The sequence below is a fragment of the Enterobacter sp. A103 genome (genome assembly GCF_034427535.1).
Taxonomy (GTDB): Bacteria; Pseudomonadota; Gammaproteobacteria; order Enterobacterales; family Enterobacteriaceae; genus Enterobacter; species Enterobacter asburiae_B.
The window spans coordinates 169253-187505 of sequence record NZ_JAXQPQ010000003.1 but is presented as its reverse complement, the minus strand read 5'-3'; the positions used below and the strand labels follow the sequence as shown (position 1 = coordinate 187505).

Here is an 18253-nt window from a genome sequence, read left to right as displayed (position 1 = left end):
GTGTGGACCTGAAAAAAATCAAATCTGGGCAGTTGAAAAAGCACGTTCTGCCCTTATTACAGGTACACAACCACATGTTGACTGAATTTTTAGTGGAGACGTTTAGATGGGTAAAATTATTGGTATCGACCTGGGTACTACCAACTCTTGTGTAGCGATTATGGATGGCACTACTGCACGCGTGCTGGAGAACGCCGAGGGCGATCGCACCACGCCTTCTATCATTGCTTATACCCAGGATGGTGAAACTCTGGTTGGTCAGCCGGCTAAACGTCAGGCAGTGACAAACCCGCAAAACACCCTGTTTGCGATTAAACGCCTGATCGGCCGCCGCTTCCAGGACGAAGAAGTTCAGCGTGACGTTTCCATCATGCCTTACAAAATCATCGCGGCAGATAACGGCGATGCATGGCTTGATGTGAAAGGCGCTAAAACTGCACCACCGCAGATTTCTGCTGAAGTGCTGAAGAAAATGAAGAAAACCGCTGAAGATTACCTGGGTGAGCCGGTAACTGAAGCTGTTATCACCGTACCTGCCTACTTCAACGATGCTCAGCGTCAGGCAACCAAAGATGCTGGCCGTATCGCAGGTCTGGAAGTAAAACGTATCATCAACGAACCAACCGCTGCTGCACTGGCTTACGGTCTGGATAAAGAAGTTGGCAACCGTACTATCGCGGTTTACGACCTGGGTGGTGGTACCTTCGATATCTCTATTATCGAAATCGACGAAGTTGATGGCGAAAAAACCTTCGAAGTTCTGGCAACCAACGGTGATACCCACCTGGGTGGTGAAGACTTCGATACTCGTCTGATCAACTATCTCGTTGACGAGTTCAAGAAAGATCAGGGCATTGACCTGCGTAACGACCCGCTGGCCATGCAGCGCCTGAAAGAAGCCGCTGAGAAAGCGAAGATCGAACTTTCTTCCGCTCAGCAGACCGACGTGAACCTGCCGTACATCACTGCAGACGCGACCGGTCCTAAACACATGAACATCAAAGTGACCCGTGCGAAACTGGAAAGCCTGGTAGAAGACCTGGTGAACCGTTCAATCGAGCCGCTGAAAGTTGCCCTGCAGGACGCTGGCCTGTCCGTATCTGACATCCAGGACGTTATCCTGGTCGGTGGTCAGACGCGTATGCCAATGGTTCAGAAGAAAGTGGCTGAGTTCTTTGGTAAAGAGCCACGTAAAGACGTTAACCCGGACGAAGCGGTCGCAATCGGTGCTGCGGTTCAGGGGGGCGTACTGACCGGTGAAGTTAAAGACGTACTGCTGCTGGACGTTACCCCGCTGTCTCTGGGTATCGAAACCATGGGCGGTGTGATGACTGCGCTCATCAACAAAAACACCACCATCCCAACGAAACACAGCCAGGTGTTCTCTACCGCTGAAGACAACCAGTCTGCGGTAACCATCCATGTGATTCAGGGTGAGCGTAAGCGTGCGGCGGATAACAAATCTCTGGGTCAGTTCAACCTGGACGGTATTAACCCGGCACCGCGCGGCATGCCGCAGATCGAAGTCACCTTCGACATCGATGCTGACGGTATCCTGCACGTGTCTGCGAAAGACAAAAACAGCGGTAAAGAGCAGAAGATCACCATCAAGGCATCTTCTGGCCTGAACGAAGCGGAAATCGAAAAAATGGTTCGCGATGCCGAAGCTAACGCGGAATCCGACCGTAAGTTCGAAGAGCTGGTTCAGACCCGTAACCAGGGTGACCATCTGCTGCACAGCACCCGTAAGCAGGTTGAAGAAGCAGGCGATAAACTGCCAGCGGAAGACAAGACTGCTATCGAAGCTGCACTGAGCGCGCTGGAATCCTCACTGAAAGGTGAAGATAAAGCGGACATCGAAGCGAAGATGCAGGAACTGGCGCAGGCTTCTCAGAAGCTGATGGAAATCGCTCAGCAGCAGCACGCTCAACAGCAGGCGGGCGCTGACGCTTCGGCGAACAACGCGAAAGACGACGACGTTGTCGACGCTGAGTTCGAAGAAGTTAAAGATAAAAAATAATCGCCCTGATGCAGGGTAATTAATCGGCACGGGCGTAGGAGAACTCTCCACGCCCGTGCTCGCATGTTAAGGGGCTTAAAAAAACCAATGGCAAAGCAAGACTATTACGAGATTTTAGGCGTTCCGAAAACTGCGGAAGAGCGTGAAATCAAAAAGGCGTACAAGCGCCTGGCCATGAAATTCCACCCGGACCGTAACCAGGGTGACAAAGAGGCTGAAGCCAAATTTAAAGAGATCAAAGAAGCCTACGAAGTCCTGACCGATGCACAAAAACGTGCGGCCTATGACCAGTACGGTCACGCAGCCTTTGAACAGGGCGGCATGGGCGGCGGTGGATTCGGTGGCGGCGGCTTTGGCGGCGGCGCTGACTTCAGCGATATCTTTGGCGATGTATTTGGCGACATTTTCGGCGGCGGCCGTGGTCGTCAGCGCGCGGCGCGCGGCGCGGACCTGCGCTACAACATGGAGCTGACGCTGGAAGAGGCCGTTCGCGGCGTAACCAAAGAGATCCGTATCCCGACGCTGGAAGAGTGTGACGTTTGCCACGGCAGCGGCGCGAAAGCGGGCACACAGCCTCAGACCTGTCCAACCTGTCACGGCTCTGGTCAGGTACAGATGCGTCAGGGCTTCTTCGCGGTACAGCAGGCCTGTCCTCACTGTCACGGTCGCGGCACGCTGATTAAAGATCCGTGCACCAAATGCCACGGCCACGGTCGCGTTGAGAAAACCAAGACCCTGTCCGTTAAAATCCCGGCTGGCGTCGATACGGGCGACCGCATCCGTCTGGCCGGTGAGGGCGAAGCAGGCGAGCACGGCGCACCGGCAGGCGATCTGTACGTTCAGGTTCAGGTCAAGCAGCACGCCATCTTTGAGCGTGAAGGCAATAACTTGTACTGCGAAGTGCCGATCAACTTCGCGATGGCGGCACTCGGTGGCGAAATCGAAGTGCCAACGCTGGACGGTCGCGTGAACCTGAAAGTGCCTGGGGAAACCCAGACCGGCAAGCTGTTCCGCATGCGCGGGAAAGGCGTTAAATCCGTTCGCGGTGGCGCGCAGGGCGACCTGCTGTGCCGCGTCGTCGTCGAAACGCCGGTTGGCCTGAACGACAAGCAGAAACAGCTGCTGAAAGAGCTGCAGGAGAGCTTTGGCGGCCCGACGGGCGAGAAAAACAGCCCGCGTTCCAAAAGCTTCTTCGATGGCGTCAAAAAATTCTTCGATGATTTGACTCGCTGATTCGTTAGCTGGTTTTCATCTTCTCAAAGCCCGGAAGCGATTCCGGGCTTTTTTATTTGCGCGTATAGCTCGGTTAAACTGAGTCTATACTCAACATTAATCTGTTTTTGCCGAGCTATTTGGCTTGGTATTATGGTTTTATCGAGGTATTGTTGTAAAAGAGAGAACTTAAATGAAATTACTACACCGTTTCTTTAGCAGTGAGGCGTCCGGTGGCGTGATCCTGATTATTGCCGCAGCGGCCGCGATGGTGCTCGCTAACCTTGGCATCACGCAGGATCTCTACCATGCATTTCTGGAAACGCCCGTTGAGCTGAAGGTCGGGGCGCTGGAAATTAATAAGAACATGCTGCTGTGGATCAACGATGCGCTAATGGCGGTGTTCTTCCTGCTGGTGGGTCTTGAGGTTAAGCGCGAGCTGGTGCTGGGCTCGCTTGCCAGCCGCCAGCGCGCGGCGTTTCCGGTGATCGCAGCGATTGGCGGAATGGTCGTTCCGGCGTTGCTCTTCCTGGCGTTCACCTGGCAGGATCCTGTTGCGCGTGACGGCTGGGCGATCCCGGCCGCGACGGATATCGCCTTTGCGCTCGGTGTCTTAGCCTTGCTCGGTAGCCGCGTGCCGGTGGCCCTGAAAATCTTCCTGATGGCGCTGGCGATCATCGATGACCTGGGTGCCATTGTGATTATCGCGCTGTTCTACACCAGCGATCTGTCGATCCTGTCCCTGAGCGTCGCCGCCGGGGCGATTGCGGTGCTGGCGCTGCTGAACATCTTCAATGTTCGCCGCATCGGTATCTATATCCTGGTGGGGATGGTGCTGTGGACGGCGGTACTGAAATCCGGCGTGCACGCCACGCTGGCAGGCGTGATTGTGGGCTTCTTCGTGCCGCTTAAACCGCAGGACGGCAAGTCGCCTGCCAAACAGCTGGAGCATGTGCTGCACCCGTGGGTTGCCTTTATGATCCTGCCGCTGTTTGCGTTTGCCAACGCGGGAGTTTCCCTCGGCGGCGTGACGCTGGACGGGCTGACGTCCGTGCTGCCGCTGGGCATTATTGCCGGGCTGTTTATCGGTAAGCCGCTGGGCATTAGCCTCTTCTGCTGGCTGGCGACGAAGCTGAAGCTGGCGTCATTGCCGCATGGCACCACGTTTTCGCAAATTATGGCCGTCGGCGTGCTGTGTGGAATCGGGTTTACGATGTCGATCTTTATTTCGACACTGGCGTTTGGTACGCATGCGCCTGAGCTTATCGTCTGGGCTAAACTCGGCATTCTCATCGGGTCATTACTGGCCGCGGTAATCGGTTATACCTTGTTGAAGGTGAAGTTGTCCGGACAGGCCGTCCAGGCATAACGGAACACCGGGAGGAGGCGATCCTCCTCCCGATACACACTCAGGGAGAGAAGACGCGATGTCTCATTTAAATTACAACCATCTGTACTACTTCTGGCACGTCTACAAACAGGGTTCGGTGGTGGGAGCAGCAGAGGCGCTCTACCTGACGCCGCAAACCATCACCGGGCAAATCAAGGCCCTGGAAGAGCGTCTGCAGGGGAAGCTGTTCAAGCGTAAGGGGCGTGGGATTGAACCCAGCGAACTGGGTGAACTGGTTTTCCGCTATGCGGACAAAATGTTCACCCTGAGCCAGGAGATGCTGGATATCGTCAACTACCGCAAAGAGTCGAACCTGCTCTTTGACGTGGGCGTGGCGGATGCGCTGTCCAAGCGGCTGGTGAGCGGCGTGCTGGATGCGGCGGTAGTCGAAGATGAGCAAATCCACCTGCGCTGCTTTGAATCCACCCACGAGATGCTGCTGGAACAGCTGAGCCAGCACAAGCTGGACATGATTATCTCGGACTGCCCGATCGACTCCACCCAGCAGGAAGGGCTGTTCTCGGTGAAGATTGGCGAATGTGGCGTGAGCTTCTGGTGTATCAACCCGCCGCCGGAGAAAACCTTCCCGGCCTGCCTGGAAGAGCGTCGCCTGCTGGTGCCTGGGCGACGCTCAATGCTCGGACGCAAGCTGCTGAACTGGTTTAATTCGCAGGGGCTGAAGGTAGAAATCCTCGGTGAGTTCGACGATGCGGCGCTGATGAAAGCCTTTGGCGAAGCGCATAATGCGATTTTCGTTGCGCCGACGCTGTACGCGCACGATCTCTATTCGGACGACAAGATTACGGAGATAGGCAGAGTGGATAACGTGATGGAGGAGTACCACGCCATATTTGCCGAAAGAATGATTCAGCACCCGGCGGTGCAGCGAATCTGCAACCGTGACTACTCGGCGCTGTTTACGCCACCGGCAATCTGAAGGCATAAAAAAACCCGCGTTAAGCGGGTTCTTTAAACAAGCAACAACAAGTAGCGATTAAGCCAGTTTGTTGATCTGCGCGGTCAGGTTTGCTTTATGACGCGCTGCTTTGTTTTTGTGGATCAGACCTTTAGCAGCCTGACGATCCACGATTGGTTGCATTTCGTTAAATGCGTTCTGCGCTGCAGCTTTGTCGCCTGCTTCGATTGCTGCGTATACTTTCTTGATGAAAGTACGCATCATAGAGCGACGGCTTGCGTTGTGCTTACGAGCCTTTTCAGACTGAACGGCACGTTTCTTAGCTGATTTGATATTAGCCAAGTCCAACTCCCAAATATGTTCTATGTGGACAATTCAAAGGCCGAGGAATATGCCCTCTTTGCCTTCTTTTGTCAATGGATTTGTGCAAATAAGCGCCGTTAATTAGCGACGCTACGTTACGTAGTGATGGCGCAGGATTCTACCAGCTTGTCTTCCCTGAATACAGCCTTTCGGCATAAAAATCGCAGTTCAAGAGCAGATTTTTTCGCTGCGAAAGGTCAGCCTGATGAAATCATTACGGCTTTCTGTTTTGCGCGAACAATCGCCGGTTAACCTTAACCGCTGTACAAGGTATACTTTGGCGATTTTCACTGTTTTGAGCCAGACATGAAGCTGATACGCGGCATACATAATCTCAGCAGCGCGCCACACGGGTGCGTGCTGACTATTGGTAATTTCGACGGCGTGCATCGTGGTCATCAGGCGCTGTTGCAGGGATTGCGGAAAGAAGGGGAGGCCCGTGGCCTGCCCGTTGTAGTGATGATTTTCGAGCCGCAGCCGCTGGAATTGTTCGCGGGCGATAAATCTCCCGCCCGACTCACTCGCCTGCGCGAGAAATTGCGCTATCTGGCGGAGTCCGGCGTGGACTATGTATTGTGTTTACGTTTCGATCGTCGCTTTGCCGCGCTGACAGCACAAAATTTCGTCAGCGACCTGCTGGTTAAGCGTCTTGGCGTACAGTTTCTTGCCGTGGGCGATGATTTCCGCTTTGGCGCTGGTCGTCAGGGCGATTTCTTGCTATTACAGAAGGCTGGTCTGGAGTACGGATTTGACGTCACCAGCGCGATGACCTTCTGCGAAGGCGGCGTGCGCGTCAGCAGCACGGCGGTGCGTCAGGCGCTGGCTAATGATGACCTGGACACGGCAGAAACCCTGCTGGGCCATCCGTTCACCATCTCTGGCCGCGTGGTCCATGGCGATGCGCTGGGCCGCACGATAGGCTTCCCGACGGCGAATATACCGCTGCGTCGTCAGGTTTCCCCGGTTAAAGGGGTGTATGCGGTGGAAGTTGCAGGACTGGGCGATAAGCCGTTCTACGGCGTCGCCAACATTGGCACGCGTCCGACCGTCGCCGGTGTGCGTCAACAGTTAGAAGTGCACCTGCTGGACGTTGTAATGGACCTCTATGGTCGCCATATAGATGTGATACTGCGTAAAAAAATACGCAACGAGCAGCGATTTGGTTCGCTGGATGAACTAAAAGCGCAAATTGCGCGAGATGAATTGACGGCCCGCGAGTTTTTTGGGCTTTGAACCCGGCTTAATTGCCTACGTGATAAATACGGAACCGAGAATCTGATGAGTGACTATAAATCAACCCTGAATTTGCCGGAAACAGGGTTCCCGATGCGCGGCGATCTCGCCAAGCGCGAACCGGGAATGCTGGCGCGTTGGACCGATGATGACCTGTACGGCATCATTCGTGCAGCCAAAAAAGGCAAAAAAACCTTCATTCTGCATGATGGCCCTCCATATGCGAATGGCAGCATTCATATTGGTCACTCGGTTAACAAGATTCTGAAAGACATTATCGTGAAGTCCAAAGGCCTCACGGGATATGACTCGCCTTACGTTCCGGGCTGGGACTGCCACGGTCTGCCAATCGAGCTGAAAGTGGAGCAAGAGTTTGGCAAGCCGGGTGAAAAGTTCACCGCCGCCGAGTTCCGTGCGAAGTGCCGCGAATACGCCGCTACGCAGGTTGATGGTCAGCGCGCTGACTTCATCCGTCTGGGCGTGCTGGGCGACTGGTCGCACCCGTACCTGACCATGGACTTCAAAACTGAAGCCAACATCATCCGTGCGCTGGGTAAAATCATCGGTAATGGCCACCTGCACAAAGGCGCTAAGCCGGTGCACTGGTGCGTGGACTGCCGCTCTGCGCTGGCAGAAGCGGAAGTTGAGTATTACGACAAAACCTCTCCGTCTATCGACGTGGCGTTCAACGCTGTCGATCAGGATGCGGTGAAGGCTAAATTTGGCGTCTCCTCGGTAAACGGCCCGATCTCTCTGGTGATCTGGACCACCACCCCGTGGACCCTGCCGGCGAACCGTGCGATCTCCCTGTCCGGTGAGTTCGAATACGCGCTGGTTCAGATTGATGGTCAGGCGGTTATCCTGGCGAAAGATCTGGTTGAGAGCGTGCTGAAGCGCGCGCATATCAGCGACTACACCGTGCTGGGCACCGTGAAAGGTGACGCGCTGGAGCTGATGCGCTTCAAGCACCCGTTCCTGGACTTCGACGTTCCGGCGATCCTGGGCGATCACGTAACGCTGGAAGCGGGTACCGGTGCGGTGCATACCGCCGGTGGCCATGGTCCTGACGACTACAACATCAGCCTGAAGTACGGTCTGGAAATCGCTAACCCTGTTGGCCCGGACGGATCTTACCTGCCAGGTACCTATCCGGCGCTGGACGGTATCAACGTCTTCAAGGCGAACGACATCATCGTCGACATGCTGCGCACCAGCGGCGCGCTGCTGCACGTTGAAAAAATGCAGCACAGCTATCCGTGCTGCTGGCGTCACAAAACCCCGATCATCTTCCGTGCGACCCCGCAGTGGTTCGTCAGCATGGATCAGAAAGGCCTGCGCGAGCAGTCTCTGGAAGAGATCAAAGGCGTGCAGTGGATCCCTGACTGGGGCCAGGCGCGTATCGAATCCATGGTGGCTAATCGTCCTGACTGGTGTATCTCCCGTCAGCGTACCTGGGGCGTGCCGATGTCTCTGTTCGTGCATAAAGAGACGCAGGAGCTGCACCCGAACACTCTGGAACTGATGGAAGAAGTGGCGAAGCGCGTCGAAGTTGACGGTATTCAGGCGTGGTGGGATCTCGACTCCCGCGACATCCTGGGCGCTGACGCAGACACCTACGAGAAAGTGCCGGATACCCTGGACGTGTGGTTCGACTCCGGGTCTACCCACTCCTCCGTGGTTGACGTGCGTCCGGAATTTGCCGGTCACGCTGCCGATATGTATCTGGAAGGGTCTGACCAACACCGCGGCTGGTTCATGTCATCTCTGATGATCTCCACCGCCATGAAGGGGAAAGCGCCTTACCGTCAGGTACTGACTCACGGTTTCACCGTGGATGGTCAGGGCCGTAAGATGTCCAAATCTATCGGTAACACCGTTTCTCCGCAGGATGTGATGAACAAGCTGGGCGCAGACATTCTGCGTCTGTGGGTAGCCTCTACCGATTACACCGGCGAAATGGCGGTGTCTGACGAGATCCTGAAGCGTGCTGCCGACAGCTATCGTCGTATCCGTAACACCGCGCGCTTCCTGCTGGCGAACCTGAACGGGTTCGATCCGGCAAAAGACATGGTGAAACCGGAAGAGATGGTGGTGCTGGACCGCTGGGCGGTAGGCTGCGCGAAAGCGGCGCAGGAAGATATTTTGAAAGCCTATGAGTCTTACGACTTCCACGAAGTGGTGCAGCGCCTGATGCGCTTCTGCTCCATCGAGATGGGCTCGTTCTACCTCGACATCATCAAAGACCGCCAGTACACCGCGAAAGCGGACAGCGTGGCGCGTCGTAGCTGCCAGACCGCGCTGTTCCACATCGCAGAAGCGCTGGTGCGCTGGATGGCGCCGATCATGTCCTTCACCGCGGACGAAATCTGGGGCTACCTGCCGGGCGAGCGTGAGAAGTATGTGTTCACGGGCGAGTGGTACGAAGGTCTGTTCGATCTCTCCAGCACCGAAGCGATGAACGATGCCTTCTGGGACGAGCTGCTGAAAGTGCGTGGCGAAGTGAACAAGGTTATCGAGCAGGCGCGCGCGGACAAGAAAGTCGGCGGCTCTCTGGAAGCGGCAGTTACGCTGTATGCCGAACCGGAGCTGGCGGCAAAGCTGACGGCGCTGGGCGATGAATTACGATTTGTCCTGTTGACCTCCGGTGCGAAAGTTGCGGATTATGCCGATGCTTCTGCTGATGCTCAGCAGAGCGAACTGCTCAAAGGACTGAAAGTCGCGCTGAGCAAAGCCGACGGTGAGAAATGCCCGCGTTGCTGGCATTACACCACCGATGTTGGCCAGGTGGCGGAACACGCAGACATCTGCGGACGCTGTGTAAGCAACGTCGCCGGTGACGGCGAAAAACGTAAGTTTGCCTGATGAGTAAAACTCTCTGTTCAACAGGACTGCGCTGGCTGTGGCTGGTTGTGGTGGTGCTGATTATCGATCTGGGCAGCAAGTTCCTGATCCTCCAGAATTTCGCTCTGGGGGAGACGGTTCCGCTGTTCCCGTCGCTTAACCTGCACTACGCGCGTAACTACGGCGCAGCGTTTAGTTTCCTTGCCGACAGCGGTGGCTGGCAGCGCTGGTTCTTTGCGGGTATCGCTCTCGGTATCTGCGTGATCCTCGCGGTGCTGATGTACCGCTCGAAGGCCACGCAAAAGCTGAATAACATTGCCTACGCGCTGATCATTGGCGGCGCGCTGGGCAACCTGTTTGACCGCCTGTGGCACGGCTTTGTGGTCGATATGATCGACTTCTACGTCGGCGACTGGCACTTCGCGACCTTTAACCTGGCCGATACGGCAATTTGTATCGGTGCGGCGTTAATCGTGCTGGAAGGCTTCTTGCCTAAACCGGCCGCGAAAGAGCAGGCGTAACACACTCGCCCGGTGGCGTAATGCTACCGGGCAAAACAAGCGAGCAATTTGCATGTCTAAATCCGTACAGAGCAACAGCGCGGTTCTCGTTCACTTCACGCTGAAGCTGGATGACGGCTCCACGGCCGAATCCACCCGCAATAACGGCAAACCGGCCCTGTTTCGTCTTGGCGATACCTCCCTGTCTGAAGGTCTTGAGCAGCAGCTTCTGGGCCTGAAAGAGGGTGAGAAAAAAGCCTTTTCGCTGGAGCCGGATGCCGCGTTTGGCGTGCCGAGTCCGGACCTGATCCAGTATTTCTCGCGCCGCGAGTTTATGGACGCGGGTGAACCGGAGATCGGAGCGATTATGCTCTTTACCGCTATGGACGGCAGCGAAATGCCTGGCGTGATCCGCGAGATCAACGGCGACTCTATTACCGTTGACTTCAACCATCCGCTTGCCGGGCGTACCGTTCATTTTGATGTTGAAGTGCTGGAAATCGATCCTGCACTGGAGGCCTGAAATGCAGATCCTGTTGGCTAACCCGCGCGGCTTCTGCGCCGGTGTAGACCGCGCTATCAGCATTGTTGAAAACGCGCTGGAGATTTACGGCGCGCCGATTTATGTGCGTCACGAAGTGGTGCACAACCGCTACGTGGTCGACAGCCTGCGCGAGCGCGGCGCCATCTTCATTGAACAAATCAGCGAAGTGCCGGACGGTGCGATCCTGATCTTCTCCGCGCACGGCGTCTCTCAGGCGGTACGTAACGAAGCAAAAAGCCGCGATCTGACCGTATTCGATGCCACCTGTCCGCTGGTGACAAAAGTGCATATGGAAGTGGCTCGCGCCAGCCGTCGTGGTGAAGAGTCGATTCTGATTGGCCATGCCGGACATCCGGAAGTCGAAGGCACCATGGGTCAGTACAGTAACCCGGAAGGGGGGATGTATCTGGTTGAGTCGCCTGAAGATGTCTTTACGCTGAACGTGAAAAATGAAGCCCGTCTGTCGTTTATGACCCAGACGACGCTCTCCGTAGACGATACCTCAGAGGTGATTGACGCGCTGCGTCAGCGCTTCCCGAAGATCGTCGGCCCGCGTAAGGATGATATCTGCTACGCGACCACTAACCGTCAGGAAGCGGTGCGCGCACTGGCTGAACAGGCGGATGTGGTGCTTGTAGTCGGCTCCAAAAACTCGTCTAACTCCAACCGTCTGGCCGAACTGGCGCAACGCATGGGGAAAGCGGCTTTCCTGATTGATGATGCGTCGGATATTCAGGAGGCGTGGGTTAAGCACGCGGGCTGTGTCGGCGTGACGGCCGGGGCGTCTGCGCCAGATATTTTGGTACAGAACGTCATTTCTCGTTTGCAGGAACTGGGCGGTGGCGAAGCGGTGCCGCTGGAAGGACGTGAAGAGAACATTGTTTTTGAAGTCCCGAAAGAACTGCGCATCGACGCCCGCGAAGTCGAATAGTCCTTTTTCTGATGAAAGGCCAGCACCTCCTGTGCTGGCCTTTTTTTTACCCGTTACTTTATCGTGACGACAAAATCATGTCTTTTACTGATATTTAAGTCGGTTTCACGTTAAATTCTAATTATCGGTGTTTTCAGTTGGCAGTGCTTATCAAGGCTGGTTAATCTGAAAACGGTTTACATCATTTTAACGTAAGAGAATAACTATGCATGATGCACAGATCCGTGTCGCCATTGCGGGCGCGGGTGGACGTATGGGCCGTCAGCTTATTCAGGCGGCACTTCAGATGGATGGCGTCGCGCTTGGCGCGGCACTGGAGCGTGAAGGTTCGTCGCTACTGGGGACCGATGCCGGTGAGCTGGCAGGCGCAGGCCACACGGGCGTTACCGTGCAAAGCAGCCTGGAAGCGGTAAAAGAGGACTTCGATGTATTCATCGATTTTACCCGCCCGGAAGGGACGCTCGCGCATCTGGCGTTTTGTCGCCAGCACGGCAAGGGGATGGTGATCGGCACCACCGGTTTTGACGATGCGGGCAAGCAGGCTATCCAGGATGCATCAAAAGAGATTGCGATTGTCTTCGCGGCAAACTTCAGCGTGGGCGTTAACGTCATGCTGAAGCTGCTGGAGAAGGCCGCGAAGGTGATGGGCAACTATACCGATATCGAGATCGTAGAAGCTCACCACCGTTACAAAGTTGATGCGCCATCGGGTACGGCGCTGGCGATGGGCGAAGCGATTGCTCATGCACTTGATAAAGATTTAAAAGACTGCGCGGTCTATACCCGTGAAGGTTACACCGGCGAACGCGTTCCTGGCACCATTGGCTTCGCAACCGTGCGAGCGGGTGACATCGTCGGCGAACACACGGCGATGTTCGCCGATATTGGCGAACGTGTCGAAATTACGCATAAAGCCTCCAGTCGAATGACGTTCGCCAACGGCGCCGTACGTTCCGCTTTGTGGCTTAAAAAGAAGAAAGATGGCCTTTTTGATATGCGGGATGTGCTCGATCTCAACAATTTGTAAGCATTATTACCCATCGTGATGTGGTTATTGCAGTCGTAATTGTTTGATTGCATAGGGCAATATTTTATTGCCCTTTTATTTTATCTGTTTCATTATGTATTTTTGATCAAGTCTCTAAATATCTCTCTCTTGTGGCGTTTTAACGTTACTGAAATGTAAATTTTGACCATCTGGTCCACTTTATAGTGCTGCACTATCTCATTTTTCATTAAACCAGGCGCGCAAGCGTTTTCTGCAGTGATTTACCTGATCTTTTTGTCGCTTAAGCCGTATTCCAATCGCCAGACTTGCAAAAGAGTAAATAAAATATCCGTTTTAAGTTGACTTTTACCCACCAAATCCCCAGAATGCCGCCGTTTGCCAAAAATCCGCTGGCAACACATTTGCATTGATCCATGACATGCTATGAATTAATATGCAAATAAAGTGAGTGAATATTCTCTGGAGGGTGTTTTGATTAAGTCAGCGCTATTGGTTCTGGAAGACGGAACCCAGTTTATCGGTCGGGCCATAGGGGCAACGGGTTCGGCGGTTGGGGAAGTCGTTTTCAATACTTCAATGACCGGTTATCAAGAAATCCTCACTGATCCTTCCTATTCTCGCCAAATCGTTACTCTTACTTATCCTCATATCGGCAATGTCGGCACCAATGCGGCTGACGAAGAATCTTCTCAGGTACATGCGCAAGGCCTGGTCATCCGCGACCTGCCGCTGATTGCCAGCAACTTCCGCAATACCGAAGACCTCTCTTCTTACCTGAAGCGCCATAACATCGTGGCGATTGCCGATATCGATACCCGTAAGTTAACGCGTCTGCTGCGCGAGAAGGGTGCACAGAACGGCTGCATCATCGCGGGTGATAACCTCGATGCGACGCTGGCGCTGGAAAAAGCGAAAGCCTTCCCGGGCCTGAACGGCATGGACCTGGCGAAAGAAGTGACTACTGCTGAAGCCTACAGCTGGACGCAGGGTAGCTGGACGCTGGAACGCGACCTGCCTGAAGCGAAAAAAGAGAGCGAGCTGCCGTTCCACGTGGTGGCCTACGATTTCGGCGCCAAGCGCAACATCCTGCGCATGCTGGTTGACCGCGGCTGCCGCCTGACGGTGGTTCCGGCACAAACGTCTGCCGAAGACGTGCTGAAGATGAATCCGGACGGTATTTTCCTGTCCAACGGCCCTGGCGACCCGGCGCCGTGCGATTACGCCATCGCCGCCATCAAGTCCTTCCTGGAAACCGACATCCCGGTATTCGGCATCTGCCTCGGCCATCAGCTGCTGGCGCTGGCGAGCGGTGCGAACACCGTTAAGATGAAGTTCGGCCACCACGGTGGTAACCACCCGGTGAAAGACATCGATAACAACACGGTGATGATCACCGCGCAGAACCACGGCTTTGCTGTCGATGAAGCCTCGATGCCGGCTAACCTGCGCGTGACCCATAAGTCGCTGTTCGATGCCACCCTGCAGGGAATTCATCGCACCGATAAGCCAGCATTCAGCTTCCAGGGTCACCCGGAAGCCAGCCCGGGCCCACACGACGCCGCGCCGCTGTTCGATCACTTCATCGAACTTATCGAGCAATACCGTAAGACCGCTAAATAATCAGGAGCCGAGAAGACAATGCCAAAACGTACAGACATAAAAAGCATCCTGATCCTTGGCGCTGGCCCGATCGTGATCGGCCAGGCCTGCGAATTCGACTACTCCGGCGCGCAGGCGTGTAAAGCCCTGCGTGAAGAGGGTTACCGCGTAATCCTGGTAAACTCTAACCCGGCAACCATCATGACCGATCCGGAAATGGCTGATGCAACCTACATCGAGCCGATTCACTGGGAAGTGGTGCGTAAAATCATCGAGAAAGAGCGTCCGGACGCGGTGCTGCCAACCATGGGCGGCCAGACGGCGCTGAACTGTGCGCTGGAGCTGGAGCGTCAGGGCGTGCTGGAAGAGTTCGGCGTGACCATGATTGGTGCGACCGCCGATGCGATTGATAAAGCAGAAGACCGTCGCCGCTTCGACGTGGCGATGAAGAAAATCGGCCTCGACACCGCGCGTTCCGGTATCGCACACAACATGGAAGAAGCGCTGGCCGTCGCGGCTGACGTGGGCTACCCGTGCATCATCCGTCCATCGTTCACCATGGGCGGCACCGGCGGCGGTATCGCCTACAACCGCGAAGAGTTCGAAGAGATTTGCGAACGCGGTCTGGATCTCTCTCCAACCAAAGAGCTGCTGATTGATGAATCGCTGATTGGCTGGAAAGAGTACGAGATGGAAGTGGTGCGTGATAAAAACGACAACTGCATCATCGTCTGCTCCATCGAAAACTTCGATGCAATGGGTATCCACACCGGTGACTCCATCACCGTTGCGCCAGCCCAGACCCTGACCGACAAAGAGTATCAAATCATGCGTAACGCCTCGATGGCGGTACTGCGTGAAATCGGCGTGGAAACCGGCGGTTCTAACGTGCAGTTCTCGGTGAACCCGAAAACAGGCCGTCTGATTGTTATCGAAATGAACCCGCGCGTGTCCCGTTCCTCCGCGCTGGCCTCTAAAGCGACCGGCTTCCCGATTGCGAAAGTGGCGGCGAAGCTGGCGGTGGGTTATACCCTCGACGAGCTGATGAACGACATCACCGGTGGCCGCACGCCTGCGTCCTTCGAGCCGTCAATCGACTACGTTGTGACCAAAATTCCACGCTTCAACTTCGAGAAATTCGCAGGCGCGAACGACCGTCTGACCACCCAGATGAAATCTGTCGGTGAAGTGATGGCGATTGGCCGCACGCAGCAGGAATCCCTGCAGAAAGCGCTGCGCGGCCTCGAAGTGGGCGCGACCGGTTTTGACCCGAAAGTGAGCCTGGACGACCCGGAAGCGCTGACCAAAATCCGCCGCGAGCTGAAAGACGCGGGCGCAGAGCGTATCTGGTATATCGCCGATGCCTTCCGTGCGGGCCTGTCCGTCGATGGCGTGTTCAACCTGACCAACATCGACCGCTGGTTCCTGGTGCAGATTGAAGAGCTGGTGCGTCTGGAAGAACAGGTCGCGGAGCTGGGCATCAACGGCCTGGACGCTGACTTCCTGCGCGTGCTGAAGCGCAAAGGCTTCGCCGATGCGCGTCTGGCTAAGCTGGCGGGCGTGCGTGAAGCGGAAATCCGCAAGCTGCGCGACCAGTACGACCTGCACCCGGTCTACAAGCGCGTGGACACCTGTGCGGCTGAATTCTCGACCGACACCGCCTACATGTACTCCACCTATGAAGACGAGTGCGAAGCGAACCCGTCCGTCGACCGCGACAAGATTATGGTGCTGGGCGGCGGTCCAAACCGTATCGGCCAGGGCATTGAGTTCGACTACTGCTGCGTACACGCCTCGCTGGCGCTGCGCGAAGACGGTTACGAGACCATCATGGTCAACTGTAACCCGGAAACGGTTTCTACCGACTACGACACCTCTGACCGCCTCTACTTCGAGCCGGTTACCCTGGAAGACGTGCTGGAAATCGTGCGCATCGAGAAGCCAAAAGGCGTTATCGTGCAGTACGGCGGCCAGACCCCGCTGAAGCTGGCGCGCGCGCTGGAAGCAGCAGGCGTGCCGGTTATCGGCACCAGCCCGGACGCGATTGACCGTGCGGAAGACCGCGAGCGTTTCCAGCAGGCGGTTGACCGTCTAAAGCTGAAACAGCCGGCGAACGCCACCGTCACCGCCATTGAAATGGCCGTTGAGAAGGCGAAAGAGATTGGCTACCCGCTGGTGGTGCGTCCTTCCTACGTGCTGGGCGGCCGCGCGATGGAAATCGTTTATGACGAAGCCGACCTGCGTCGCTACTTCCAGACTGCGGTGAGCGTTTCCAACGATGCGCCAGTGCTGCTCGACCGCTTCCTCGACGACGCGGTTGAAGTGGACGTTGACGCCATCTGCGATGGCGAAATGGTGCTGATTGGCGGCATCATGGAGCATATCGAGCAGGCAGGCGTGCACTCCGGCGACTCCGCCTGTTCTCTGCCAGCGTACACCCTGAGCCAGGAGATTCAGGACGTGATGCGCCAGCAGGTGCAGAAGCTGGCCTTCGAGCTGCAGGTTCGCGGTCTGATGAACGTCCAGTTCGCGGTGAAAGATAACGAAGTCTACCTGATTGAAGTCAACCCGCGTGCGGCACGTACCGTACCGTTCGTCTCCAAAGCCACCGGCGTACCGCTGGCGAAAGTGGCGGCGCGCGTGATGGCGGGCCAGACGCTGGCGCAGCAGGGCGTGACCAAAGAGATCATTCCACCGTACTACTCGGTGAAAGAAGTGGTGCTGCCGTTCAATAAATTCCCGGGCGTTGACCCGCTGTTAGGGCCAGAAATGCGCTCTACCGGGGAAGTGATGGGCGTGGGCCGTACCTTCGCAGAAGCGTTCGCGAAGGCGCAGCTGGGCAGTAGCTCCACCATGAGAAAATCAGGCCGTGCGCTGCTCTCCGTTCGCGAAGGCGACAAAGAGCGCGTGGTTGACCTGGCCGCCAAGCTGCTGAAACAGGGCTTCGAGCTGGACGCGACCCACGGTACCGCGATTGTGCTGGGCGAAGCCGGCATCAACCCGCGTCTGGTGAACAAGGTGCATGAAGGTCGTCCGCACATTCAGGACCGTATCAAGAATGGCGAATACACCTACATCATCAACACCACAGCAGGCCGCCAGGCGATTGAAGACTCCAAGCTGATTCGCCGCAGCGCGCTGCAGTACAAAGTGCACTACGACACCACCCTGAACGGCGGTTTCGCAACGGCCATGGCGCTGAACGCGGATGCCACCGAGAAGGTGATTTCAGTGCAGGAAATGCACGCGCAGATTAGCAAATAAGTAAAAATGCCCGGTGCCGTTCGGCTGCCGGGCATTCTCCCATCTTCAGAACCTTCTGGTTTTTCATCCGCTTTCAGTCAGTTAGCCTAAAATGGTTAGGTCGATAACGAAATTCAACTGAGAGCAGGGGAAAACACCATGCAAAATAAATTACTGATCGCTTCCGTTCTGGCTGCCACGACAATGTTTACCGTTGCGGGCTGTTCGTCTAATCAGGCCGTAAAAACCACCGATGGCAAAACCATTGTCACCGACGGCAAACCGCAGGTAGATGACGATACCGGTCTGGTGTCGTATAAAAACGCCGAAACCGGTCAAACCGAGCAGATCAACCGTGACCAGGTGAAATCCATGGGCGAGCTGGATAACTAATTCAGAATTCTGACGTAAGCCCGTCAATAATATTCACTATTAGCCTGTTGAATTACTGA

General features: G+C 55.7%; 14 protein-coding genes and 1 pseudogene. 14 read left to right on the top strand and 1 reads right to left on the bottom strand.

The window, feature by feature from the left end; translation table 11 throughout:
- The first annotated feature begins 106 nt into the window (after nucleotides 1-106).
- The 4 genes from dnaK (at nucleotide 107) to nhaR (ending at nucleotide 5559) form a co-directional block, all read left to right on the top strand.
- Nucleotides 107-2020, top strand: coding sequence for a molecular chaperone DnaK (dnaK, locus tag SPH27_RS11240; protein WP_024907421.1), 1914 nt, complete (start codon nucleotides 107-109; stop codon nucleotides 2018-2020).
- Between the two features lie 87 nt (nucleotides 2021-2107).
- Nucleotides 2108-3253: a molecular chaperone DnaJ gene (dnaJ, locus tag SPH27_RS11235; RefSeq protein WP_023310347.1), complete on the top strand. Its 1146-nt coding sequence runs from the start codon at nucleotides 2108-2110 to the stop codon at nucleotides 3251-3253.
- Between the two features lie 172 nt (nucleotides 3254-3425).
- On the top strand, nucleotides 3426-4601 hold the full coding sequence (gene nhaA, locus SPH27_RS11230; protein ID WP_039260856.1) for a Na+/H+ antiporter NhaA: 1176 nt from the start codon (nucleotides 3426-3428) through the stop codon (nucleotides 4599-4601).
- Between the two features lie 58 nt (nucleotides 4602-4659).
- The gene (gene nhaR, locus SPH27_RS11225) at nucleotides 4660-5559 is read left to right on the top strand and encodes a transcriptional activator NhaR (RefSeq protein ID WP_033144600.1); all 900 of its coding nucleotides are present in this window, start codon (nucleotides 4660-4662) and stop codon (nucleotides 5557-5559) included.
- A 57-nt stretch (nucleotides 5560-5616) separates the two neighbouring features.
- Here the strand turns inward: nhaR and rpsT are convergent, their stop codons facing one another.
- Complete coding sequence (gene rpsT / locus SPH27_RS11220; RefSeq protein ID WP_003856458.1) at nucleotides 5617-5880, bottom strand: 30S ribosomal protein S20; 264 nt, start codon at nucleotides 5878-5880, stop codon at nucleotides 5617-5619.
- Nucleotides 5881-5981: 101 nt separating this feature from the next.
- On the opposite strand from rpsT, the pseudogene SPH27_RS11215 reads away from it, so the two are divergent.
- From SPH27_RS11215 to SPH27_RS11170, 10 genes and pseudogenes are all read left to right on the top strand, one after another.
- A pseudogene (locus SPH27_RS11215) lies at nucleotides 5982-6200 on the top strand (DUF2575 domain-containing protein).
- A 7-nt stretch (nucleotides 6201-6207) separates the two neighbouring features.
- On the top strand, nucleotides 6208-7134 hold the full coding sequence (gene ribF, locus SPH27_RS11210; protein WP_023310350.1) for a bifunctional riboflavin kinase/FAD synthetase: 927 nt from the start codon (nucleotides 6208-6210) through the stop codon (nucleotides 7132-7134).
- A gap of 45 nt (nucleotides 7135-7179) precedes the next feature.
- Nucleotides 7180-9996: an isoleucine--tRNA ligase gene (gene ileS, locus SPH27_RS11205; protein WP_182071485.1), complete on the top strand. Its 2817-nt coding sequence runs from the start codon at nucleotides 7180-7182 to the stop codon at nucleotides 9994-9996.
- Nucleotides 9996-10496: a signal peptidase II gene (gene lspA, locus SPH27_RS11200; RefSeq protein ID WP_033144602.1), complete on the top strand. Its 501-nt coding sequence runs from the start codon at nucleotides 9996-9998 to the stop codon at nucleotides 10494-10496. Before ileS ends, lspA begins: the two co-directional genes overlap by 1 nt.
- Before the next feature lie 52 nt (nucleotides 10497-10548).
- Complete coding sequence (fkpB, locus tag SPH27_RS11195; RefSeq protein ID WP_003856450.1) at nucleotides 10549-10998, top strand: FKBP-type peptidyl-prolyl cis-trans isomerase; 450 nt, start codon at nucleotides 10549-10551, stop codon at nucleotides 10996-10998.
- 1 nt (nucleotide 10999) lies between these two features.
- Nucleotides 11000-11950: a 4-hydroxy-3-methylbut-2-enyl diphosphate reductase gene (gene ispH / locus SPH27_RS11190; RefSeq protein ID WP_096149825.1), complete on the top strand. Its 951-nt coding sequence runs from the start codon at nucleotides 11000-11002 to the stop codon at nucleotides 11948-11950.
- 205 nt (nucleotides 11951-12155) lie between these two features.
- Complete coding sequence (dapB, locus tag SPH27_RS11185; protein ID WP_182071484.1) at nucleotides 12156-12977, top strand: 4-hydroxy-tetrahydrodipicolinate reductase; 822 nt, start codon at nucleotides 12156-12158, stop codon at nucleotides 12975-12977.
- A gap of 453 nt (nucleotides 12978-13430) precedes the next feature.
- Nucleotides 13431-14579 carry a glutamine-hydrolyzing carbamoyl-phosphate synthase small subunit gene (gene carA / locus SPH27_RS11180; RefSeq protein ID WP_048979027.1) on the top strand — a complete coding sequence of 383 codons (1149 nt, stop codon included), beginning with the start codon at nucleotides 13431-13433 and terminating at the stop codon, nucleotides 14577-14579.
- An 18-nt stretch (nucleotides 14580-14597) separates the two neighbouring features.
- The gene (gene carB / locus SPH27_RS11175) at nucleotides 14598-17822 is read left to right on the top strand and encodes a carbamoyl-phosphate synthase large subunit (protein WP_039260850.1); all 3225 of its coding nucleotides are present in this window, start codon (nucleotides 14598-14600) and stop codon (nucleotides 17820-17822) included.
- A gap of 138 nt (nucleotides 17823-17960) precedes the next feature.
- Entirely contained in the window at nucleotides 17961-18194 is a 234-nt protein-coding gene (locus SPH27_RS11170; RefSeq protein ID WP_023310357.1) for a YgdI/YgdR family lipoprotein, read from the top strand.
- Nucleotides 18195-18253: the final 59 nt, after the last annotated feature.